23 protein-coding genes are annotated in these 22,244 nt (G+C 71.4%); 8 read left to right on the forward strand and 15 right to left on the reverse strand.

The window, feature by feature from the left end:
- The 4 genes from F8568_RS23255 (at position 1) to F8568_RS23270 (ending at position 4,063) form a co-directional block, all read left to right on the forward strand.
- Positions 1 to 453 (forward strand): hypothetical protein, encoded by a 453-nt coding sequence (locus F8568_RS23255; protein ID WP_151595784.1) that lies wholly within the window; start codon positions 1 to 3, stop codon positions 451 to 453.
- A gap of 418 nt (positions 454 to 871) precedes the next feature.
- On the forward strand, positions 872 to 1,327 hold the full coding sequence (locus tag F8568_RS23260; protein WP_151595785.1) for a nuclear transport factor 2 family protein: 456 nt from the start codon (positions 872 to 874) through the stop codon (positions 1,325 to 1,327).
- On the forward strand, positions 1,324 to 2,241 hold the full coding sequence (locus F8568_RS23265) for a TIGR03619 family F420-dependent LLM class oxidoreductase (protein ID WP_202125255.1): 918 nt from the start codon (positions 1,324 to 1,326) through the stop codon (positions 2,239 to 2,241). The genes F8568_RS23260 and F8568_RS23265 overlap by 4 nt, the downstream gene beginning before the upstream one ends.
- 76 nt (positions 2,242 to 2,317) lie before the next feature.
- Positions 2,318 to 4,063 (forward strand): PEP-utilizing enzyme, encoded by a 1,746-nt coding sequence (locus F8568_RS23270; protein WP_151595786.1) that lies wholly within the window; start codon positions 2,318 to 2,320, stop codon positions 4,061 to 4,063.
- Between the two features lie 105 nt (positions 4,064 to 4,168).
- On the opposite strand, the gene F8568_RS23275 is transcribed toward F8568_RS23270, so the two are convergent.
- On the reverse strand, positions 4,169 to 4,441 hold the full coding sequence (locus F8568_RS23275; protein WP_151595787.1) for a hypothetical protein: 273 nt from the start codon (positions 4,439 to 4,441) through the stop codon (positions 4,169 to 4,171).
- Between the two features lie 101 nt (positions 4,442 to 4,542).
- On the opposite strand from F8568_RS23275, the gene F8568_RS46960 reads away from it, so the two are divergent.
- The 4 genes from F8568_RS46960 to F8568_RS23290 all read left to right on the forward strand — a co-directional run bounded on the left by F8568_RS46960 (position 4,543) and on the right by F8568_RS23290 (position 6,977).
- On the forward strand, positions 4,543 to 4,809 hold the full coding sequence (locus F8568_RS46960; RefSeq protein WP_151595788.1) for a hypothetical protein: 267 nt from the start codon (positions 4,543 to 4,545) through the stop codon (positions 4,807 to 4,809).
- Positions 4,785 to 5,279: an acyl-CoA dehydrogenase family protein gene (locus F8568_RS23280; RefSeq protein ID WP_151595789.1), complete on the forward strand. Its 495-nt coding sequence runs from the start codon at positions 4,785 to 4,787 to the stop codon at positions 5,277 to 5,279. The genes F8568_RS46960 and F8568_RS23280 overlap by 25 nt, the downstream gene beginning before the upstream one ends.
- 45 nt (positions 5,280 to 5,324) lie before the next feature.
- Complete coding sequence (locus F8568_RS23285) at positions 5,325 to 6,041, forward strand: SDR family NAD(P)-dependent oxidoreductase (RefSeq protein ID WP_160573726.1); 717 nt, start codon at positions 5,325 to 5,327, stop codon at positions 6,039 to 6,041.
- Positions 6,042 to 6,119: 78 nt separating this feature from the next.
- Positions 6,120 to 6,977 carry a PaaX family transcriptional regulator gene (locus tag F8568_RS23290; RefSeq protein WP_151595791.1) on the forward strand — a complete coding sequence of 286 codons (858 nt, stop codon included), beginning with the start codon at positions 6,120 to 6,122 and terminating at the stop codon, positions 6,975 to 6,977.
- Positions 6,978 to 7,027: 50 nt separating this feature from the next.
- Here F8568_RS23290 and paaZ read toward each other — a convergent pair whose 3' ends face one another.
- The 14 genes from paaZ to boxC all read right to left on the reverse strand — a co-directional run bounded on the left by paaZ (position 7,028) and on the right by boxC (position 22,196).
- Positions 7,028 to 8,575, reverse strand: coding sequence for a phenylacetic acid degradation bifunctional protein PaaZ (gene paaZ, locus F8568_RS23295; protein ID WP_151595792.1), 1,548 nt, complete (start codon positions 8,573 to 8,575; stop codon positions 7,028 to 7,030).
- Positions 8,572 to 8,796 carry a hypothetical protein gene (locus F8568_RS23300; protein WP_151595793.1) on the reverse strand — a complete coding sequence of 75 codons (225 nt, stop codon included), beginning with the start codon at positions 8,794 to 8,796 and terminating at the stop codon, positions 8,572 to 8,574. Before F8568_RS23300 ends, paaZ begins: the two co-directional genes overlap by 4 nt.
- A gap of 270 nt (positions 8,797 to 9,066) precedes the next feature.
- On the reverse strand, positions 9,067 to 10,836 hold the full coding sequence (locus F8568_RS23305) for a feruloyl-CoA synthase (protein ID WP_151595794.1): 1,770 nt from the start codon (positions 10,834 to 10,836) through the stop codon (positions 9,067 to 9,069).
- Positions 10,837 to 10,855: 19 nt separating this feature from the next.
- Entirely contained in the window at positions 10,856 to 12,028 is a 1,173-nt protein-coding gene (locus F8568_RS23310; protein ID WP_151595795.1) for a thiolase family protein, read from the reverse strand.
- A 100-nt stretch (positions 12,029 to 12,128) separates the two neighbouring features.
- Positions 12,129 to 12,272: a hypothetical protein gene (locus F8568_RS23315; protein ID WP_160573727.1), complete on the reverse strand. Its 144-nt coding sequence runs from the start codon at positions 12,270 to 12,272 to the stop codon at positions 12,129 to 12,131.
- A 196-nt stretch (positions 12,273 to 12,468) separates the two neighbouring features.
- Positions 12,469 to 13,209: an enoyl-CoA hydratase/isomerase family protein gene (locus tag F8568_RS23320; protein WP_151595796.1), complete on the reverse strand. Its 741-nt coding sequence runs from the start codon at positions 13,207 to 13,209 to the stop codon at positions 12,469 to 12,471.
- On the reverse strand, positions 13,206 to 14,687 hold the full coding sequence (locus F8568_RS23325; protein WP_151595797.1) for a 3-hydroxyacyl-CoA dehydrogenase: 1,482 nt from the start codon (positions 14,685 to 14,687) through the stop codon (positions 13,206 to 13,208). Before F8568_RS23325 ends, F8568_RS23320 begins: the two co-directional genes overlap by 4 nt.
- Positions 14,688 to 14,696: 9 nt before the next feature.
- Positions 14,697 to 15,215 carry a gamma carbonic anhydrase family protein gene (locus F8568_RS23330; RefSeq protein WP_151595798.1) on the reverse strand — a complete coding sequence of 173 codons (519 nt, stop codon included), beginning with the start codon at positions 15,213 to 15,215 and terminating at the stop codon, positions 14,697 to 14,699.
- A complete protein-coding gene (locus F8568_RS23335; RefSeq protein ID WP_151595799.1) occupies positions 15,215 to 16,075 on the reverse strand; it encodes an amidohydrolase family protein in 861 nt (286 codons plus the stop codon). Before F8568_RS23335 ends, F8568_RS23330 begins: the two co-directional genes overlap by 1 nt.
- The gene (gene fdxA, locus F8568_RS23340) at positions 16,075 to 16,413 is read right to left on the reverse strand and encodes a ferredoxin (RefSeq protein ID WP_151595800.1); all 339 of its coding nucleotides are present in this window, start codon (positions 16,411 to 16,413) and stop codon (positions 16,075 to 16,077) included. Before fdxA ends, F8568_RS23335 begins: the two co-directional genes overlap by 1 nt.
- Positions 16,414 to 16,470: 57 nt before the next feature.
- On the reverse strand, positions 16,471 to 17,460 hold the full coding sequence (locus F8568_RS23345) for an NAD(P)/FAD-dependent oxidoreductase (protein ID WP_151595801.1): 990 nt from the start codon (positions 17,458 to 17,460) through the stop codon (positions 16,471 to 16,473).
- Complete coding sequence (locus F8568_RS23350; protein WP_151595802.1) at positions 17,457 to 19,031, reverse strand: benzoate-CoA ligase family protein; 1,575 nt, start codon at positions 19,029 to 19,031, stop codon at positions 17,457 to 17,459. The genes F8568_RS23345 and F8568_RS23350 overlap by 4 nt, the downstream gene beginning before the upstream one ends.
- Positions 19,032 to 19,047: 16 nt before the next feature.
- Positions 19,048 to 20,466, reverse strand: coding sequence for a benzoyl-CoA 2,3-epoxidase subunit BoxB (gene boxB / locus F8568_RS23355; protein WP_151595803.1), 1,419 nt, complete (start codon positions 20,464 to 20,466; stop codon positions 19,048 to 19,050).
- A gap of 2 nt (positions 20,467 to 20,468) precedes the next feature.
- Positions 20,469 to 22,196, reverse strand: a complete 1,728-nt coding sequence (boxC, locus tag F8568_RS23360; RefSeq protein WP_151595804.1) for a 2,3-epoxybenzoyl-CoA dihydrolase — start codon at positions 22,194 to 22,196, stop codon at positions 20,469 to 20,471.
- Between the last annotated feature and the right edge of the window lie 48 nt (positions 22,197 to 22,244).

The raw sequence follows: 22,244 nt of genomic DNA on the forward strand, positions 1-22,244 counted from the left end.
ATGCGTCCCACCCCCGCCGAGACGATCGCCGGCGTGCGGACGATCCTGCGCGATGTCGTCGAACCCGCGGTGGACTCGGAGTACGCGCGCGCCCGGCTCCGCGAGATCAGAGCCGTCCTGGCCCAGACCGACTGGGACAACGCGGCGCTGCGGTTGCGCCGCGAGGTGGAGGGCCTCCGGGCTCTGCTCGCCGAGATCCGGGACTGGGCCGAGGACGACCCCGAGCGGTCGTCGGCGTTCGCGGACCTCGCCGGTGAGGTCACCGGACCCGCCGGTCCCGATCAGGAGACCTTCTCCGCGCTCAACGACCTGCGAGCGGCCCACGCGGCGGCGCTCGTCGAGGCCGCGGACCGGCTCGCCGGCTGGACGCGGAGCCGTCCTCGGGACGAGTCGGCGCGTGAACTGCGCCTGCGCCTGATCGGGCACCTGGCCGCCGGGCCGCCGGCCCGCTGAGTCCTCTGCCGCCCGCCCGGCCGGGCGGCCCGGCCGGGCGGCAGGTCGAGGGCGCCGGTCCCGATGGTGAAGCCGTCGATCAGCGCGTCCGCGATGGCGCGCACCTCCGGCTCCAGACCCGCCACCCGCCGGACCGTGAAGCCCTCTCGAAGAGCCTGTCGAAGCCGATGTCGACCATGCCCTCATCTCCATTTGCTCTAGCAACAAAGAATATCGGCGGTCACAGGTACCGGGCTGCCGGGCGCGCTCGTCTGCCGCTGCAGCGTCATCACACCCGATCCGTACAGAACCTGGTCGGGCTACCGGTCCATCTCGGCCGCTCACTATACTTGGACGACAAATAGTTGACAACTAGTGTTTTTCATTTCTACGCTCCTTCATGAGGGCCCGCACCACCCCGTCGATGAAGGGCAGTCCCATGGAGGAGTCACTCGAGCAGACGGTCCGGCGGCTGGCCGCCATCGAGGAGATCAGGCGGCTCAAGGCCCGCTACTTCCGGGCCGTGGATCTCAAGCTGTGGGACGAGTTCGCCGGCCTGTTCACCGCGGACCTGCGGATCGACTTCGCCGAGTCGACGAGCAGACCGATGACCCGCGAGGAGTTCGTCGCGTCCGCCGCCAGGCACTTCGAGGGCGCGACCTCGGTGCACCACGGGCACACCCCGGAGATCGAGATCATCGACGACACGTCGGCGCGCGCCATCTGGCCGATGTTCGACCTGGTGGAAACCCCGCCGGACAGCGATTACGACTCCCATACCGGCTACGGCCACTACACCGAGGAATACCGCAAGGAAGACGGTGCCTGGAAGATCTCGCGGACCCGCCTGACCCGCATCAAGCGCGTGGTCCTGGACTCCAGGGGCACGTCGTGACGGGCACCAGGGTCGGGCTCGTACTCCCCCAGCTGGGACCGCACGTCAGCGGCCCGCTCATCCGCGACTTCGCACGGGAGGCCGAGCGGATGGGCTTCGCGCACCTCTGGGTGCAGGACCACTTCCTCTACGCGCTGGAGCAGCGGGGCGAGTACGGCGGAAGCGCGGCGGCCCAGCCGGAGGTGTACCAGTCCGTCTTCGGGCCGACGGAGACGCTCGCGGCCGTCGCGACCTGGACGTCGCGGATCGAGCTGGGCACGAGCGTCCTCGTCGGCGGCAACCACTGGCCGGCCCAGCTGGCCCAGCGGCTGGCGACCATCGACCGGCTCAGCGACGGCCGGCTGACCACGGTCGGTCTCGGGGTCGGCTGGTCGGTGGAAGAGCACGAAGCCGCCGGCGTGGACCCGCGGACCCGCGGGCGCCGGATGGACGACTTCGTCCCCGCGCTCCTGGCCTGCTGGGGAGAGGACCCGGTAGAGCACAAGGGGGAGTTCTTCGACATCCCCCGTTCGATCGTGCGTCCCAAGCCGGTGTCGGCCCCGCGCCTGATGTCCGGCATGTGGTCCCGGCAGGGCCTGGCCCGCACCGCCCGGCTCTTCGACCTCTGGAACCCGGGGTCGATGCCGATCCCGCAGGTGGTGGACACGGTCGGCGAGATCAACGCGATGCGCGCCGAAGGGAGACCGCCCGTCGGCGTCATCTACCGGGTGGCCCTGCAGTCGACCGCGGGCAAGCGCCTGACGGTCGAGGAGGTGGCCGAGCGGGTGCGCGAGGCGGCTGCCGCCGGCATCGAGGGCGTCATCGTCGAGACCAACTTCTGCTCCGAGATCAACTCGTCCGCCGACTGGATGACACTGCTCGGCCGCCTCGATCCCGTCCTGAAGGCGGGAACGGAAGGAACGGCGGCGCCATGACCGCGTAATTCACCCGGATCACGCACCGCATACGTCTCACCGAACCGCAATGAACCGAACCGAGCCGAGAGGCGCCATGAGCAGAGTCGACGAGCCCTGGATCTGCGATCGCCCCGCGAGCAAGCGGTACCCGATCTACACCAGGGCCAATATCGCCGAGGTGTTCCCCGGTATCGTCCCGCCGCTGTCCTCGACCAACGACACCTGGCGGAGCGCCGAGATGGGCTGGCGCGAGGGTCTGGTCCGGTTCGGCGCGTTCGACCGCGAGGAGTTCGCCGCCGACCGCGACGAGATGACGGCCATCTTCGGCGGGTACGGATACCTCAACGTGTCGGTCTCGCGGGTCATGGGCGTCCGGATGCCCGGCAGCAATCCCGACCTGGTCGACTACTCCTACTTCGGGGAGCAGCCCGGGATCCCGCCGTACCGGCCGCAGCCCGGGGACGAGAGCCCGGTGCACACCCGGCGCATGGCGGAGACGATCGCCTGGGTGATGTCGACCGACGACGTTCCCGACGTCGACGACTACCGCGCGACCGCGGCGAGGCTGCGGGCCGAACGTCCGAACCTGTCCGCGATGTCCAACGCCGAGCTCGCCGAGCACGCCTTCGGCGTCCACGAGACCTACACGGTCGACTGGCTCGGCACCCACTTCTTCCTCATCTACTGCGCCTCGGTCCCGCTCGGCGCGCTGCAGCAGACGGTGACGGGAATCGGACGGCCGGACCTGCTGACGCCGCTGATCAGCGGAATCGGTGGCATCGACTCCGCCGCCCCCTCGCAGGCGATGTGGGATCTGGGCCGCACCGTGGCGGCCTCGGCGGAGCTCACCCGGCAGTTCGACCAGGGCGTCGCCGGCCTCGACGCCAGGCTGCGGGCCTCGGACCATCCGGACGCCAAGAGGTTCGTGGCCGACTTCGACGCGTTCCTGTACGAGTACGGGTCCCGGGCGGTCAACGAGTGGGACCTGACCACACCGACCTGGGAGACCGAACCCGCACTGGCGCTGGCGTCGATCGGCGGGATGCGGCTGCGCGGGGACGGCGACTCGCCGAAGCTGAAGTCCCGGCGGCTCATCGGGGAGCGCAACGATGCCGTCGAGGCGGTCCGCGCGGCGCTGGCCGGCGATCAGGAGGCGCTCGGCGGGTTCGAGGCCGCCCTGCATGCCGCGCACGTCTTCCTGCCCGCCCGCGAGCGGAGCAAGACGGCGATCGTCCGCATGATCGGCGAACCGAAGGTCGCCCTGCACGAGCTGGCGAGCCGGTTCGCCCGCGACGGGCACATCGACGGCACGGCCGACCTGGGCATGGTGACGCGCGAGGAATTCCCCCGTTTCGTCGCCGACCCCGCGGCCTTCCGGGACGTCATCGCGGAGCGCTGGAAGCGGGTACGCGAGTTCGAGCGGCTCGTGCCGCCGTTCGTCCTGGTGGGCGATCCGCCGCCGCCGAGCACCTGGGCGCGCCGCGACGACTCGGCTGCGGAGCCGGCGGTCGCCGCGCCCGGCGAGACCCTCTCGGGCGCGTCCGGCTGCACCGGTACCGCGGTCGGGCCCGCACGCGTCATCCTCGACCCCGCCGAGGCCGACGAGCTGCTGCCGGGTGAGATCCTGGTGGCGCCCGCGACCGATCCCTCCTGGACGCCGCTGTTCGTCTCGGCCGCCGCCGTCGTGGTCGACGTCGGCGCCCCGCTGAGCCATTCCGCCATCGTCAGCCGCGAGCTCGGTATCCCTTGTGTCGTCTCGTGCACCGGCGCGACCGACCGCATCCGCACCGGAACCGCCATCAAGGTCGACGGCACCGCCGGGACCGTCACGGTGATGTAAGGACTGAACCCGCTCGACCCGTCAGGATTCGCGTGCCGTGGTCGGCGACCCGCGTCGCGCGCGACCGCCGGCCCCTGTCACGTGGAACCGTGGAGCGGACGTTCGTCAGCTCGCCATCTCCGCGTCCGCATGGATGATGCGCAGCACCTCTCGGTCGGAGAGCTTGGCCTCGGACAGGGTGCTCTCGGCCGCGATCCGCTCCTGGTGACCGCCCAGATACGCGCGCATGGCCTTGACCGCGCGCTCCTCGTCGCGACTGCGGGAGGCGGCGATCAGCTCTTGGCGGTGGGCCTCGAACTGGGCAGCCCACTTTCGCCAGAACGCCGCGCTGCGCTTGGAGAACGAGTCCACCAGGAGCCGCACCAGGATGTCGATCATGACCCTCTCGATGGCAGCAGCAGACGGAGCCCGACGATGACGCAGTTCGCCGAGCCCCGGACGGCCTCCCGGACCGCCGTGCTGGGGAAGTCGCTCAGAAGGTGCGCTGGCTGTCGACCGCGATCGTCGACGCCGCCAACCACGGACGGCCCAACACCAGCGGGATCAAGGTCGGAGGCCACCAGGCCTCCAGCGCCTCGATGGTCGAGATCATGACCTCGCTGTGGTTCTCGGAGCTCACCGAGTGGAGCGGTGGCCCCGATCCCGACCCGCCGTCGCCGGTGCTCTTCGGCGCGGTGATGCTGCTGCACGCGGGCGCATCGGCGACGGTGCCCTCGACGCGATGGTGGACCACGTCCGCACGTTGAAGCGCGGGACGCTGCCCCAGTTCGGCACCGCGGTCGAGGACCCGCTCGTCCTCCGCCGCATCGGTGCGGCCTCCAGCCGGCTCACGGCCTCGCGCGCGCTGCTGTACGCGACGGCCGACACCGTCGAGCACCTCGACGGCGCGGACTCCGCCGCCGTCGCCGCCACGGTCGACGGCTTCCGCACCAAGGTGGCATGCGTTGAGGCGTCACTCGCGGTCGCGTCCACCGTGCATGAACTGACCGGCGCCCGCAGCACATCGAACAAGTACCGGCTCGACCGGTTCTGGCGCAACGCCCGGACCTTCGCGTCGCATGACCCGACCGACGCCAAGAACGTCTACGTCGGCATGTACGAGACCGCCGGAGAGCTTCCTCCGTTGGACTCTCCAGGTACGCGATCGCCATCCTCCACCGAGACCCGACCATCAGATCCGTCTCGCCGCGAGCGCCCTTTAACTCTACTCAGATGATACGCTTCGCAAGAATTTCGTAGCATATTTTAGGGGTGAGGGATCGTGGGCGCGTTGGTCTTCGGCGGAGCGGGAGGCATCGGATCCGCGGTGAGCCGCCGGCTGGCGCGCGAACACGCGGTCGCCATCGGCTGTCTGCGGCGACCGGAGCGCGCCCGGACGCTGGCTCGGGAGATCCAAGAGGCGGGCGGCACGGCGGTCGTCGTGGAGGCCGATGCCTCGACCGACGCGGGTGTCGTGCGGTCCTTCGACGTCGCGGAGGAACTCGGCCCCCTCCGGGTCGTCGTGCATTGCGTCGGAGGCTGGGACTTTCCGCGTATCACCGAGCTCTCCGAAGAGTCGATCGACGCCGCGTTGCGGTTGAACCTGCGTTCCGCCCTGCTGACGTTGCGGGAGGCCGCGCGCCGGGTCGCCGATGGCGGCCGTGTCGTCCTGCTCTCGAGCGCGGCAGCGGAGGTCGCGCCGGCCAGGCAGAGCACGTACGCCGCCGCGAAGGCGGGCCTGGAGGCGGCGGCTCGGGTCGCGGCGAAGGAGGTCGCGAAACGCGGTGTGACCGTCAATGTCGTGCGTCCGGGCGCGACCGACACCGAGTTGCTGCACGCGACGACCTCGCCGCGTGCGATCGAGGCGATGGCCGGGTCCAACGCCATGAAGCGGCTCGGAACGCCGGACGACGTCGCCGGCGCGGTCATGATGCTGTGCTCGGACGACTCCGGGTGGGTGACCGGTGCCGTGGTCGACGCCACCGGCGGGCTGCGCTGATCGGCAGCGCTCGTCGGCCGCCGATTCCGGCCTCGATTATCCTGGAGAGTTCCCGGCCCGAGGAGCCCCCTGCCGCCCATGTCCAGCAGCGATGAGACCGAGACCGTACCGTCGTACTCGCACCGCCGGCAGGCCGGTGCGACGAGCGCGCGATCACTTCTGGTCACCGTGTTCGGCGAGTACCTGCTGCCGCAGGATCGGCCGGTGTGGACATCGACGCTTCTGCGGGTCCTGGGCGGGCTGGGGGTCGAGGAGAAGTCCGCGCGGCAGGCGCTGAACCGGATGGCGGGCGGCGGGTGGATCGAGTCGGAACGCTCCGGGCGGCGGGTCCGCTGGAGGCTGACCGGGCACGGCCGGACGCTGCTGGCCGAGGGCGCCGAGCGCATCTACGGGTTCGGGCGCGACCGCGATTCGTGGGACGGCCGGTGGCTGGTGCTGCTGGCCAGCGTCCCGGAGAGCAAGCGTGATCTGCGGCACCAGCTGCGGACGCGGCTGACGTGGGCGGGGCTCGGCAGCCCCGCGCCGGGCCTGTGGATCAGTCCGCACGCGTCCCGCGAGGCCGAGGCCAAGCAGGTGGTGGAACGGCTCGGGCTGGAGCCGGTGGTGTTCTCGTTCTGCGGCCCGTTCGCCGGTATCGGGTCCGAGCGCGCGATGGTCGAGCAGGCATGGCATCTGGGTGATCTGGCGGCGGCCTACGACGGTTTCCTCGGCGAGTTCGCCGGGATGCGGCCCGAGCCCGGCGAGCAGGTGCTGCTGGCGCAGATCCGGCTGGTGGACCATTGGCGGCGGTTCCCGCAGCTCGATCCGCAACTGCCGCTGGAGCTGCTGCCGGCGCACTGGATCGGGCTGCGCGCCGCCAACGTTTTCAGGGACCTTCATCAAGCCTGGCATGGGCCGGCCCAGAAGCACTGGGCGAGTCTGGTCGAAGAGGATTGACGGACGCCCGGGGTTCCGACACCGTTTCGGCGGCGGAACCCCGGGGCCGGTCAGGCGAGGTCCGCGAGCAGGCCGGGGTGCGCCTGGATCGCGGTGCGGCGCAGGTGGTGCTCGACGGCGCGCAGGCCGCCGAGTTCCTCTCCCCCGCCCGCTCGGCCGGGTCCGCCGTGGACCAGCTGGGGCATGGCGACGCCATGGCCGGTCGACTCGGCGGCGTCGTGCCGGTTCAGCACGAGCAGCCGGCCGTGCCAGGGCGCGAGCGCCGTGATCAGCGTCCGTGCGACGTGGTCGTCGGCGGTGACGATCGATCCCGCGAGGCTGCCCTCCCCCCGGGCGGCGATCTCGGCCGCCTGGTCGAGCCCGGTGTAGGGCAGCAGTGTGCTGACGGGGCCGAACGCTTCGACCTCGTGCGGCGCGACGGCCGCGGGGTCGTCGCAGCGCAGCAGGATCGGGGAGATGAAGGCCCCCTTGCCGGGGTCCGCCCCCACGACGCCGATCTCCTCCGGGTCGCCGAAGATCAGCTTGGCGTCGGCCTCCAGGCGGGCGACGGCTTCGCGCACTTCGTCGCGCTGGGCGAGGCTGACGACCGGGCCCATGTCCACGCCCTCGTGGCCGGGATGACCGACGACCACCGCGCGCAGCCGCGCGGTGACCGCGTCGGCGACGGTGTCGGCGAGGGCGGCGGGGACGAGCGCGCGGCGGATCGCGGTGCACTTCTGGCCGGCCTTGACGGTCATCTCGGTGACGAGCTGGTCGGCGAACAGGGCGAATTCCGGGTCGTCGGGGGAAACGTCGGGTCCGAGGATGGAGCAGTTGAGCGAGTCGGCCTCGGCGTTGAACGGGACGGACCGGCCGGCGACCACGGGGTGGGTGCGCAGGGCGAGGGCGGTGGCGGCCGAGCCGGTGAAGCCGAGGGTGTCCTGCGGGGTGAGGGCGTCGACGAGCCCGGCGGGGCCGGCGCACAGGAGCGAGAGGGCGCCTTCGGGGAGAAGACCGGATTCGATGATGCGGCGGACGACGAGTTCGGTGAGGTAGGCGCTCTGCCCGGCGGGCTTGACCACCGACGGCATCCCGGCGAGGAAGGCCGGGGCGAACTTCTCCAGCATGCCCCAGACGGGGAAGTTGAACGCGTTGATCTGCACCGCCGCGCCGAGCCGCGGGGTGAGCACGTGCCGTCCGGCGAAGGTGCCGCCGCGGCCGAGCGGCTCGGTGTCCCCGTCGGGCAGGACGGTCGCGTCCGGGAGCTCGCGGGCGCCCATGCTCGCGTAGACGGCGAGGGTGCCGATGCCCCCGTCGACGTCCACGGCGGTGTCGCGGCGGGTGGCGCCGGTGCGGGTGCTGAGCGCCGCGAACTCCTCCAGATGGCCGCGCAGGTACTTGGACAGGTCCTTGAGGATGGCGGCGCGCTGGGTGAAGGTGAGGGCGCGCAGGGCGGGGCCGCCGACCTGGCGGGCGTGGGCCAGCATGGCGGCGGGGTCGGGTCCGGTGGCGGGCAGCAGCGCGACGGTCTCGCCGGTGGCGGCGTCCAGCAGGGGTTTGGTCGGTCCGTTGCCGTCCTGCCAGGTGTCGTGGGTGTAGCTGCGCAGTACGGGTGTCATCGGTCTTTTCGCTCCAGGAAGTCCGTCATGCGGGTGGGCTGTTCCTCGTGTCCGGGGGCGGCCAGACCCCTCAGGTCGGGGTCGGCTGCGGTGGACCGCCGGGACGCCGCCGACGCGGTGGGCGCGGCCGCGGTGATGAGCGGTATCGCGGCCGCCGCACCGAGGAAGCCTCGACGGTTCACTGCCGGGCCGATGCCGGCGCGGTTGTCACTTCGTTTCATGCGAACTTCCTGTTCAGATCGATGCGCTTGAGGCGGCGGCGGTCAATCGAGGACATGACCGGGCTCCGCCCCGGAGGGCGCCAGTCGGTCGTTCAGCCCGGAGCGCCCCGTCCACCGGCTCGGGGCCGCGCGAAGTCCCCGCTGTCATCTGGCACCAGGGACGGCGGAAGCGGATCCTCGGCCGCCTCGGAGCGGAGCCGATGCGGAGAGAACAGCGCCCCGCGAAGGGCGCTGCGGTCCGGGCGGAGATCGTCCGCCCGGGCCGATGCCTCAGCCGGGAGCCGGGAGGATCACCGCCGGGTCCGCCGGGTCGGCGTGCAGCAGTTCCACGAGCTCCGCTCGCCGGTCGAGGACCGCGCGCTGGTTGATGTAGCCCTTGTCGGTGATCTCGCCATGGGCCAGGGAGGCGGCCTCCTCCAGGATCAGGATCCGGGCGATGCGGCGCGAGCTGCCCGCGCCGTCGCCGTTCAGCCGCCGGAGGGCGCCGGCGAGCGCGTCGCGGACCGCCGCCGCCTCCGCCGGCGTCCCGCCGCCGGCGAGAGTCCGCGCCTTGGCCTGGTTCAGCCAGACGAGAGCGCCGACGCAGTCCCGGTCCTGCCCGGTGAGGACCGCGTCGGCGACCAGCCCGTCGCAAGCGCTCAGCAGCGCCGGGCGAAGGGTTCCGACGCTCACCCAGGTGCCGCTGGACAGCTTGAAGTCCTCGTTGATGCGGCCGTCGAACACCAGCCCCCTGCCGGGGTCGTCCTCGTCGACCGGCCGGACGGCGTCACCGGTGCGGTAGTAGCCCTCCTCGTCGAACGCCTCCCTGGTCTTCTCCGGGTTCTCGTAGTAGCCGGGCGTGACGGACGGGCCCTTCACCCGGATCTCGAGCTTGGGCCCCACCGGAGCGAGCTTGATCGACACGCCGGGAAGCGGCACGCCGATGCAGTCGCTGCGCCCCGAGGCGTAGTAAGCCGACGTGGCGGCGGGCGCCGTTTCCGTAGCTCCCCAGGAGGTCGTCATGACGGCCTGCGCGCCGACGGAGGCGGCCACCTTCCCGATGCCGTCCCACACCTGCTGAGGCAGCGCGGCGGCGGCGAAGAACACGAAGCGCATCCGGGAGAAGAACGCCTCGGCGAACTCCCGGTCGCCATCCAGGTGGGGCAGCAGCGAGGCATAACCGGCCGGCACGTTGAAGTACACGGTCGGGCGGACCTCGGCGAGGTTGGCGACGGTGCGCTTCACCGCGTCGGGGCCCGGTCGGCCGTCGTCGATGTAGAGGCTCCCGCCGTTGGCGATGGCGAGCCCGAGGTTGTGGTTGCCGCCGAAGGTGTGGCTCCAGGGCAGCCAGTCCAGCATCACCGGTGGCTCGTCGGCGAGGAACGGCCAGATCCGCCGCAGCATGGCCTGGTTCGAGCACAGCATCAGGTGCGTGTTGACGACGCCCTTGGGCAGGCCGGTCGACCCCGACGTGAAAAGGATCTTGGCGATGGTGTCCGGACCCACCGAGGCGGCGCGTTCCGCCACCGCGGAGGTGGGCGTGGTACGCGCCCACCTGTGCAGTTCGTCCCGGCCGCTGATCGCCTGCGCGCCGACCACTTCGAGCGCGCCCGCGTACGCCGGGGGGTCGTCGGCGAACATCACGGCCGGCTTCACCAGGGCCGTCATGGCGCGCAGCTTGGTGAAGGCCGGGTCGAGCAGCGAGTAGGCGGTGCTGACGGGCACCGCGGGCGACCCCACGGTGAAGCAGGCCAGGGTCAGCAGCAGATGCTCCACCGAATTGCCCGAAAGGATCATCACCGGGCGTCCGGCGGCGTCCCGGTCGATCAGCGCCTGCGCCAGCCCGTCCACGAGACGGCCCGCCTCGCCCCAGGTCACCCGCCGCCATGCGGCCCCGTCCCGCTCGGCCACGAGCAACCGGTCGGGGTGAGCGAGGACGCCCTCGCGGAAAGGCACGGCCATGTTCCCGGCGACCGGGCCGAGCGGCAGCCCGGATTCCAGGACGATCGAACCGCCGGGGTGGCGCTCCGCCCGCGTGTCGGGGGTCGCGAACAGTTGCATCACGAATCTCCGCCCGTCGTCAGTCCGTCACACGGAGCACGAGCGCCCCGGCGGTGTCACCGGCGGCGCAGCCGGTGAACAGCCCCACGCCGCCGCCCCTCTCGCGAAGGACCTCGATCAGCTCGGCGACGGCCCGCGCGCCGGTGGGCCCCTGCGGATGCCCGTAAACGAGGCTGCAACCGGCGGGATTCATACGGTCCAGCGGGAAACCCGTCTCCCGGGAGAAGTAGAGGTCGTTCACGGCGAACGGGTTGTGGGTGGCGACCACGTCCACGTCCTCGATCGTCATCTCGGCGTCGCGGAGCGCGGCCAGCGCCGCGGGGACGGGCGCCTTGGGCATGTGCGCCGCTTCGACCCGGGCGTAGTTCACCGACAGGATCTGCGCCACTCCCGCGCCGAGTTCGCGCGCGCGTTCCAGCGAGGCGACCACGGTCCCGGCCGTGCCGTCGGCGGGATGCGTCTGCGTGCCGAAGCTCACCACTCCCCCCGGCCTCGCCGGCCCCAGCTTGGCCAGGCCCTCGGCCGTGGTGTCGTGGATGCCGTGGTCCTCCCGCAGCACCACCGAGGACTTGCGGCCGGGGATGTCGACCTCGACCAGCACGCGGGCCCGGACGCCGTGCCCGGCGCGGTACTGCTCGTAGCGGAGCAGGGCGACCTCGTCGAGTTCCTCTTTGGCGTAGCCGGCCTCGGCGGCGACGTTCTCCGCCGTGTCCAGCATCGACTGCCCGGTCGCGGGATCGCGGGCGATGGGGTCCAGCACCCCGTGCTCGGTCACCGGGGCCCCGCCCGGCCTGGACGGCACGGGATAGACCATGGTGGGGCCGTTGCTGGTGCGGTCGGTGGTGACGGCGAGCGCCAGGTCATGGGCGCCGGTCTCGACCTGGACCGCCGCCGCCTGGATCGTCGCGGCGGACGTCGCGCAGGCCTGCGAGATGGCCGGTCCGGTCACGCCGGCGAAGCCGAGCCGCGCGGCGATCCCGGGGACCAGATAGAACGAGCCGGCCTGCGGGATCGTCGCTCCCGCCGCCAGGTAGGTGATGGTTTCCGGATCGATGTTCCGGTCTTTCAGCGCCCGACCGGCCACCTCGACGGCCAGGTCGATCGCGTTCACGTTCGCCAGCGGGCCCTGCCACCGGGCGAACGGCGATGACCAGGCATGACCGAGGGGGATGGCTGCCTTGGAGAGCCTCATGCCGTGAAGTTATACACTCTTCTTGAGTATCGTCAACAGTTTGTGGACTTTGCTTCGGCGGATCGGCCGCGGCGTCCCTCATCCGCCGGGATCGTCGGCGTCAGCGGCCTGGCGCCCCCGTCCTGGGCACCGCGGCGCTGCTGACGGTGTGGCTCGGCATCGGGCCGCCGATCCCGTGGATGTGCACGGTCATGTACGGCACACCATGCTCAGCGTGGATCATCCCGCCGACGTGATCGAGCACTGGCTCAAGGTGCTCCGTACCCGACCTGTCGACGGGTCTCGACGCGACGCCCCCGTAGCGGCCTCGCGAGCGCCCGCCCCGACCGCGGCCTGGCCGGGGCGGCTTCGTTCTTGATCTGGCCGGACGGCTCGACCAAGGCAGGTCGAGAACGTCGTTCAGCGCCAGGTGTCGTGGGTGTGGCTGCGCAGTACGGGCGTTATCGGTTTCTCCGCTCCAGGAAGGCCGTCATGCGGGTGTGCTTGTCCTCGCCGTCGAACAGCAGGGCTTGTGCGGCGATGTCGAAGGTGGTGGTGGCGGGGCGTCTGCTGCGCAGTGCGAGCTTGGTCAGTTCCAGGGCGCGCCAGGAGCGCTTGGCGATGGTGCCGGCCAGCGCTCTGCCGCGTTCGGGTAGGGACGCGGCGTCGTCGACGACCTCGTCGACGAGGCCGGCGGTGAGCGCTTCGCGGGCGTCGAGGCGGGCTCCGGCGTAGAGCATGCGGCGCGCGGTGGCCAGGCCGACCAGCTGCGGCAGCCGCCAGTTCGCGCCGGCGCCGGCGATGATGCCGAGGGACAGTTCCGGTTGGGCGAACACCGCGTTGGGCGAGGCGATGCGGAAGTCGCAGGCGAGGGCGAGTTCGCAGCCGCCGCCGAGGGCGGGGCCGTCGATGAGCGCGATGGTGGGCCAGCGGTGGGCTTCGAGGCGTTCGAAGAGCCCGGCGTTGATGGCCAGCAGCGCGGCGTCGGCGTCGCGGTCGCGCAGTTCGGCGATGTCGGCGCCGGCGGCGAAGACGCCGGGGGTGGTCGAGTGGACGATCAGGACACTCGGGTGGCGGCGGGCTTCGGCCAGCACGGTGTCCAGCTCGTCGACCATCGCCTGGTCGAGGGCGTTGTGCTTGGACGGCCGGTCCAGGCCGATCCACCAGACGTGGTCCTCGCGGCGGACCTGGGTCAGGGTCATGCGAATCGTCCTCCGGAAAGGGCGCGGCGGCGCAGTAGCGGGCTCGGACGGTAGCGCGGGTCGCCGTAGCCGTGCTGAAGGTTGGTCAGGATGGTGTGCACGGTGTCGGCGCCCCAGCGGTCGCCCCAGGTGAGCGGGCCGAGCGGGTGGTTCGCTCCCAGGCGCATCGCGGTGTCGATGTCGGCGGCGTCGGCGACGCCTTGGTACAGGGCGTCGGCGGCGAGGTTGACCAGCATGGCGACGGTGCGGGTGACGATGAGGCCGGGCGCGTCGTCGATGACGTGGACGGCGAGGCCGGCGGCTTGGAGCAGGCCGGTCGCCTCGTGGAGCGCGTCGGCGGGGCAGCCGTCGCTGGACGCGATGGCGATCGCGGTGGCGGTGGCGTCGTCGAGCGCCCGGTCCACGACGATCACCGGGACACCGTGCCGGCCGGCCAGCTCGGTCGCGCTGACACCGGTGCTGCGCACCAGCACGGAACCGCTCGGCAGTTCGATCGTGCCGGTGTCGTGGTAACCGTCGACGATCGGGGCGCCGGTGCGGGCGATGAGGGCGCGCAGGTCGGTGGCGCTGTGGTCGATCGCTTTGGGCGGTGCGGGTCGCGGCGGCACGGCCGCGGCAACGGCCGGCCGGCTGTCAGGTCCATGGTGGTAGGTACCGCGGCCGGTCTTGCGTCCGAGGCGTCCTGCCTCTACCAGGTCGCGTTGCGCGCGTGAGGGTTCGAAGCGCGGGTCGTGGCCGAAGGCGGTCCACACCGAGCGGGTGACGGCCTCGTTGACGTCGTGGCCGATCAGGTCCATGAGCGCGAAGGGCCCCATGGGAAACCCGCCCGCGCCGGTGAGGACGGCGTCGATGGTCTCCGGCGGGGCGGCCTGCTCGGCCAGCAGCCGCCAGGCTTCGGCGTAGAAGGGCCGGGCGACGCGGTTGACGATGAACCCGGGGGTGGGCGCGGCGCGGACGACGGTCTTGCCCCATCCGGTGACCAGGTCGGCCGCCTGGTCCGCGACCTCTGGGGCGGTGTCGGAACCGGCGATCACCTCGACCAGCCGCATGCGCGGCACCGGGTTGAAGAAGTGCAGTCCGAGGATGCGTTCGGGACGGGCGGCCCCGGCCGCGATCGCGGTGGGCGACAGCGACGAGGTGTTGCTGGCCAGGACGCAGCCGGGCGCGACGACCCGCTCGAGATCGGTGAACAGGGAACGCTTGGCGGCCAGGTCTTCGACGATCGCCTCGATGACGATCCGGGCGGGCGCCAGCGCCTCCAGGGAGCCGGCGGCGGTCAGGTCGAGGGCGTCGGGGTCGGCGTCGATCTTCCCGCGCGCCACCAGCTTCGTGACCTGGTCGCGGATGCCGGCGATGGCGCGGTCGGCGGCGCCGGGGGCCGCGTCCAGAACGACGACGGGGTGTCCGGCGAGGGCGGCGACTTGGGCGATGCCGGCGCCCATCGTTCCCGCGCCGACGACGGCGACGGTCTCGTGCATGGTGTCCTTTCAGCCGATGCGGCGCAGGTCGGTGCGGTAACGGGCGGCCATGTCCTCATACAGTCCGACCGCTTCGGCGACCCATTCGGCCAGGTCCGGTGCTGGTCGCGGCTTGGCCGGAACGCCGAGCGCGATGTGCCCGGCGGGGACGCGGGCGTCCTCGGGGACCAGGGCGGCGGCGCCGACCGCTCCCCCGGACGCGACGACCGCGCGGTTCAGCACGATCGAGCCGGAGCCGATGAGGCAGTCGTCGCCGATCACGCATCCTTCGAGGTGGGCGTTGTGGCCGATGACGCAGCGGTCGCCGATGAGCGTCGGCCAGTCCTCGGTGGTGTGCAGCACGGTGCCGTCCTGGACGGAGGTCGCCTCGCCGATCTCGATGCGTCCGTAGTCGCCGCGCAGCACCGCCGCGGGCCATACCGACGATCCGGCCTCGATTCTCACCGCGCCGATCACCGTCGCGTCCGGGTGGACGAACGCGTCGGGATGGATCTGCGGCGCCAGGTCGCCGAGGGCGTAGATCGCCATCAGATCTCCGGTTTCAGGTTGTAGACGCGGGCGGCGTTCCCGGCCAGCACCAGCGCGGCGGTCTCCTCGTCGGGGCACAGGGCGGCGACGGCGCGGGCGTTGCGGGCGATGCCGGGGACGCCCGGCCAGTCGGTGCCGAAGATCATGCGGCGGGTGAGGCGGTTCCAGTTGTGCTTGGCGTAGTACTCGCGCAACCGGGACGGCGGCAGGCCGGACAGCTCGATCCACACGTGTTCGTTGGACAGCGCCATGAACGCCGCCGCGTCGTACCACCAGCCGCGTCCGCCGTGGGCGAGCGCGATGTCCAGGCGGCGGAAGTCGCGCAGGACGTCGTCGAGCAGTACCGGGTCGGCGAACCGGTTGGACGAGCCGGGGAAGGTGCTGGTGCCGCAGTGCACGACCAGCGGGATCCCGGCCGATTGGCACAGCTCGTAGGCGGGATAAAGGCCGCGGTCGTTGGCCGCCACACCGGCGTGCACCGGATGCAGCTTGCAGGCCACCGCGCCGAGGTCGATCTGCCGCTGCAGTTCCTCCTCGATCGGGTAGTGCAGGTGCGGGTTGATGTTGGCGATCGCTTTGACCCGGGACGGGTTGTGGGCGGTCAGCGGGAGAAGGTCCTCGATGGGCTGGATGCCGGTGGCCTTGGGGCTGTACTCCGACAGCAGCAGCGCGACGTCCACGCCCTCCTCTGCCAGGTAGGCGTCGAACCGTTCGGGGACGACGGTGCCGGAGCCGTCGTAGACGCGCTCCAGCACCGTGTTGTCGCCGAAGTCGTGCGCCCACTGCTTCCACGCCGGCTTGAGGGTGGGCAGGCGGGCGGCGTGCAGGTGCACGTCGATCAGCGGCATCCCGTCCAGCATCAGCCGGCCTCGTACGCGGCGACGAGCTCGGTGTCGACACCGACCGGGCCGACGGCGCCCGCGCCCCCGGCCATGCCGAGGGGCTCGTCGCGGCCGGGCAGCGGCGCGTCGAAGAAGCGGGCGTTGTCGGCGACGAAGTCGCTCTGGTCGGCGGGCACCCGCCGGTCCTGGCTGATCGCCGACACCGGGCACGCCGGCTCGCAGGCGCCGCAGTCGATGCACTCGGCGGGGTTGATGTAGAGCTTGCGTTCGCCCTCGTAGATGCAGTCGACGGGGCACTCCTCGATGCAGGAGCGGTCCATCACATCGATGCACGCCGCGGCGATGACGTACGGCATGGCGTTCTCCTCCTCACGATCTGGTCGGCCGGACCGGGATCTTGGTGGGACGGGTGGTCAGGCCAGGGCGGGCACGGCGTCGGAGGAGTGGCCGGGGAACAGCTGCTCCTCAGGGTTGATCAGGACGGCGGCGTTGTTGACGGCGGTGGCCGCCTCACCGAAGCCGACCGAGATCAGCCGGACCTTGCCCGGGTAGTCGGTGATGTCCCCGGCGGCGAACACGCCGGGCAGGTCGGTGGCCATCGTGGTGTCCACCGGCAGGTACCGGTTCCCGGCCACCTCGATCCCCCACTGGCGGATCGGGCCGAGGTTGGCGGTGAAGCCGAGAGCCGCGATGACCGCCTGCGCCGGCAGGACGGCGGGACCGTCCGGCCCGGTGATCTCCACCCGCTCGACCCGGTCGCCACCGTGGACGCCCGTCACCTGCGCCTCGGTGACGACCTCGACGGTGGAGGCCATCAGCTGCGCCACGCTGTGCGCGTGCGCGCGGAACGCGGTGCGGCGGTGCACCAGCGTCACCGACCGGGCGATCGGCTCCAGGCTCAGCGCCCAGTCGCAGGCACTGTCGCCGCCGCCGACGACGATGACGTCCTGCCCGGCGTGCGCCTCCAGCGATGGGACGAAGTAGGACAGGCCACGGCCCAGCCACTCGCCGCCCGCCGGGAGCGGCCGCGGGGTGAAGGTACCGATGCCGCCGCTGATCACCACCGCGCGGCAGCGGACCGCCGTGCCGGACGCCGTGGTGACGGTGAAGACGCCGTTGTCGTCCCGTTCCAGGGTCTGCGCGGCCTCGCCCAGCACGAAGGTGGGGTCGAAGCGGGCCGTCTGCTCCAGCAGCCCCGCCACCAGGTCGCGGCCCTTGACGGCGGGAAAGCCGGCGATGTCGTAGATCGGCTTCTCCGGATACATCGCCGTCACCTGGCCGCCGGGCTCCGGCAGCGAATCGACGACCGCGGTCGACAGCCCCCGGAACCCGGCGTAGTAGGCGGCGTACAGCCCGACCGGGCCCGCCCCGACGATGAGCAGATCCCGTTCGATGACGGTCATGACGCGACGACCTCCTGGTGCGGGCCGGACAGGACGCCCGCGGCGTGCGCGCGCAACTCCACCCGGCGGACCTTGCCGGTGGCGGTCGTGGGCATGGCGTCCACGAACACCACCCGGCGCGGCCGTTTGAACGACGGCAGCCCCTCCCGGCAGAACTCGATCAGCTCCGCCTCGGTGGGGGCGGCTCCAACGGCGGTGACCACGTAGGCGACCGGCTTCTCCAGCCCGTCGCCGTCGGCGGCGCCCACCACGACGGCCTCCTCGACCGCCGGATGGGCCAGCAGCCGGGTCTCGACCTCGGCCGGCGACACCCAGATGCCGCTGGCCTTGAGCATGTCACCGGTCCGCCCCAGACAGGTGTAATAACCGTCGGCGTCCTGCACGTAGGTGTCACCCGTGCACAACCACTCGCCCTGGAACACCTGCCGGGACGCGGCGTACCGCGACCAGTAGCCGGTCGCCGTCGACTCGCCCCGCACGTACAGGGTGCCCGGCGTCCCGGAAGGGACCGGATGCCCTTCTTCGTCGAGGATGCGCAGCTCATAGCCCGGAACCGGCACACCGGTCGTGCCGGGCCGCACATCTCCCTGCCGGTTGGACAGGAAGATGTGCAGCATCTCGGTCATCCCGATGCCGTCGAGGATGTCCACCCCGAAGTGCTCGGTCCAGCGCCGGTACAAGGACGCCGGGAGCGGTTCCCCAGCCGACGCCGACAGCCGCACGCCGTCCAACGCATGGCGAGGCAGCTCGGCCCGCAGCATGTTGGCGAAGAACGTCGGACCGGCGAAGAACAGCGTCGCCCCGTGGGTCCGCGCCCGCTCGGCCAGCACTTCGGGCCGGGACGGCGCCGGCTCCAGGATCGTCGCCGCACCCGCGGCGAGGGGGAAGAGCACGGTGTTGCCGAGCCCGTAGGCGAAGAACGCCTTGGCCGCCGACAGGCACCGGTCGTCCGGGCGGATGCCCAGCACCTGCTCGCCGTAGGTCTCGTAGACCACGCGGATCGAGCCGTGGCGGTGCATCGCGGCCTTGGGTGTACCGGTCGTCCCGGAGGTGTAGAGCCAGAACGCCGGAGAATCGGCGAACGTGGCGTGCGGCGCGCCGTCCGGTTCGGCGCGGGCCAGCTCGGAGAGCGCGTGCATCGGCAACGCCGTCGAGACCTGCACGCCCTCACCGGTGAGCACCCCGATCAGCTCCGGAGCGGACGCGGCCGCCCGCACCGCCACATCGGCGAACTCGGCCGTCACCGCCAGCAGCCGGGCACGCGAGTCGCGCAGCAGCTCGGCGAGCCCGTCGGCGTGCAGCATCGTCGACACCGGCACCGGGACGGCACCGATCCGCAGCGCCGCCAGGAACACCGTGACGAACTCCGGCGAGTCCGCCATGAACATCAGCAGCCGCTGCTCGGGCAGCAGCCCCGCGCCGCGCAGCCCGGTCGCCGTCCGCCGGACACGGTCGAGAAGCTGGGCGTAGGTGAGGTCGCCGGCGGAACCGGTCAGGGCCAGGCGGTCGCCGTCGCCCTTGTCGATGTGGCGGTCGAGCAGGTAGGCGCTCGCGTTGAAAGGTTCGTTCATGTGCGGCCGTCCGGCTTCAGGCGAGGTGGACGTAGTCGTAGTCGAACGGCTTGCCGTTGATCCCCTGGCGCGGCGGCGCGATCCAGGCGGCGATCTTGCCCGGCTCGTACACCGGCTGCATCAGCGACCGGACGTGCGTCTTGTCCACCTCGGTCGGCAGCCAGGCGCCCTTGCGCGCCGCCCACTCCTCGGCCGGGATGATCTCGCCGTCCGGAGTGGCCTCGATGCCGGCGAACGCGCCGACCTTCCGGTTGAACGCCACGTGCGGCAACCGGAACCGCTGCGACAGGCCCGCCTCTTCCAGGATGCGGTTCCACCGGTTCACGCCGTTCTGGCAGTCGGCGATGTACTCGCGGCGCAGGTCGGTGTTCAGGCCGACCAGCGCGGCCACCTCCGTCTGCCCGGCCCTGCCGTCCACGATCGCATCGACCAGGATCGAATCGTCGATGAGCCGGTGGTCGTCCTTGCGCCGCTCCTCCGACCAGCGCCCCTTCAACCCGGCGGTGAAGTAGTTCGCGACGTTGGTCGAGGTCTCCCCTCCGAACAGGTCGAGGGACACCGAGTAGTGGAAGTTGATGTACTTCTGGATCACCGCCAGGGGGATGCCGCCGCGCCCGACGACGTCGTCGGTGTCGTGCTCGCGCATCAGCTCGACCGTCCGCTGCACCACCCGGTCCACGCCGGTGGTGCCGACGAACATGTGGTGCGACTCCTCCTTCAGCATGAACTCGCAGGTGCGCGACAGCGGGTCGAACGCCGACTCCTTCAGCGTGCCGAGCTGGTACTTGCCGTCCCGGTCGGTGAAGTAGGTGAACATGAAGAACGACAGCCAGTCCGGCGTCTCCTCGTTGAACGCCCCCAGGATGCGCGGCGACTCCTCGCTGCCGGAGTTGCGGTGCAGCAACTGCTCGGCCTCCTCGCGGCCCTCCCGCCCGAAGTAGGCGTGCAGCAGGTACACCATCGCCCACAGGTGGCGGCCCTCCTCCACGTTCACCTGGAACAGGTTCCGCAGGTCGTACAGGCTCGGCGCGGTCGCGCCCAGGTTGCGCTGCTGCTCCACCGACGCCGGCTCGGTGTCCCCTTGGATGACGATGAGGCGCTGCAGGTCCGCGCGGTACTCGCCCGGGACCTTCTGCCAGGCGGGCTCGCCCTTGTGCTGACCGAAGGCGATCCGCCGGTCCTTGTTGCGCTCGGCCAGGAAGATCCCCCACCGGTAGTCGCGCATCGCCACGTGCCCGAAATGCGCCCACCCCTCGCGGCCCACGTTGACCGCGGTCCGCAGGTAGACGTCCTCGGTGGGCAGGGACGGCCCCATCGAGTCCCACCAGGACAGGAAGTTCGGCTGCCACGACTCCAGCGCCCGCTGCAGGCGCCGGTCCTCGTGCAGGTCGACGTTGTTCGGAATCTTCTCGGAGTAGTCCGCGGTGATCGTCATGCTCAGACTCGCTTCCTGTCGAACTCGGCGCGCTGCCCGGTGCCGTACTTGCGCAGCGCGCCCTCGGGACCGGAGGCGTTCGGACGGTTGAAGATCCAGTTCTGCCAGGCGGTGAGCCGACCGAAGATCTTCGTCTCCAGCGTCTCCGGCCCGGTGAACCGGTAGTTGGCCTCCAGACCAGTGAGGGCGTCGGGCGAGAACCCGGTCCGCTCCTCCACGGCGATGCGGACCTCCTCGTCCCAATCGATGTCATCGGGCGCGAAGGTCACCAGACCGAGACGCTCCGCGTCCTCCGCCCGCAGCGCCTCACCCTCGGCGGACTCGGCGGCGGCCAGGCCCTCGTCGTCGCCGTAGAAGCGGGACTGCAGGCGGGTGAGGCCGTTGCCCATCGGCAGCGGCCCCAGGTTCATCGGCGCGATCGTGACCGCGGCCGGTTCGGCGTCCGGGTCGACGTCCTCGAACACGCCCGCCAGCTGGAAGGAGCGGTCAGCGGCCAGCGCCAGCTCCAGCAGCGACCCGGCGAAGCAGCTCCCCGGCTCGATGAGCGCGATGAGGCTGCGGCTGGTCACGTCGAGGCGCTTCAGCGTCCGCTTGAGGTACAGGACGATCTCGTTGGCCAGCCAGTCACCGGCGTTGTCCAGCAGCAGGGCGTCGTAGGCCAGCACCCGGGCGGCGTCACCCCTGGTGCGCAGCGTCCAGGTCCCCAGCTCGGTCTCATTGGTCCGCAGGTCCAGGATCAGGTCGTCCAGCTCGCGCGTCATCGCGAGCGTCCAGAACTCCGCGCCCTGCGCGTGCACGCCGACCGTGTCGGCGGGCGCGTCGGCGTCCGGACCGAGGACAGTGATCTCGACCAGGCCGCGCTCGCGGTCCAGCTTCGCCGACACGTACCGGTAGGCGATCTCATCGCCGGCGCGGGTCTTGCGCAGCGGCGTCAACTCGATGCCCGCCGCGTCCGCCGGACGGTCCGAGCGGGCGGCGAACTCCTTGGCGCGCTCGGCGACCGTCCGGTCCCACGCGGTCCGCGGGACGGCCTCGTCGACCAGCCGCCAGGCCACCGCCTTCTTCCCGCCGATCCCCTCGGACTTGGTGGAGAAGTAGTCGGCCACGTCGCGCCGCACGTGCCGCTTGTCCGAGACGCGGGTCAGGCCGCCCGTGCCCGGCAGGACCCCCAGCAGCGGCAGCTCCGGCAGCGACACCGCCGACGAACGGTCGTCCACCAGCATGATGTGGTCGCACGCCAGGGCCAGCTCGTAGCCGCCTCCGGACGCCGTCCCGTTGCAGGCCGCGATGTACGTCTGCCCCGAGTTCGCCGTCGCGTCCTCGATTCCGTTGCGGGTCTCGTTGGTGAACTTGCAGAAGTTCACCTTCCACGCGTGCTCGGACGCGGCCAGCATCCGGATGTTCGCCCCGGCACAGAAGATCTTCTCCTTGCCGCTGGTCACCACCACCGTCCGCACCTCGGGGTGCTCGAACCGCAGCCGCTGGACGGCGTCGTACAGCTCGATGTCCACGCCCAGGTCGTAGGAGTTGAGCTTCAGCTCGTACCCCGGGACCAGGCCACCCTGTTCATCGACATCCATCGTCAGCGTCGCGATGGGACCGTCGAAGCTCAGTTGCCAGTGGCGGTAGGCCGACGGCTCGACCCTGAACTCGACATGCTCAGCGGCACCCTTCCGATCGGGGCTTTCACCGGCCGGGGCCGCGGCGGGCTCACTCGTCAAGGCAGTCATCTCAGTTCGTCTCCCCTCCTCCACCTATCCTCTACATTCTCATCGCAG

This window comes from Actinomadura physcomitrii (genome assembly GCF_008923205.2).
In the GTDB taxonomy this organism is placed as follows: Bacteria; Actinomycetota; Actinomycetes; order Streptosporangiales; family Streptosporangiaceae; genus Spirillospora; species Spirillospora physcomitrii.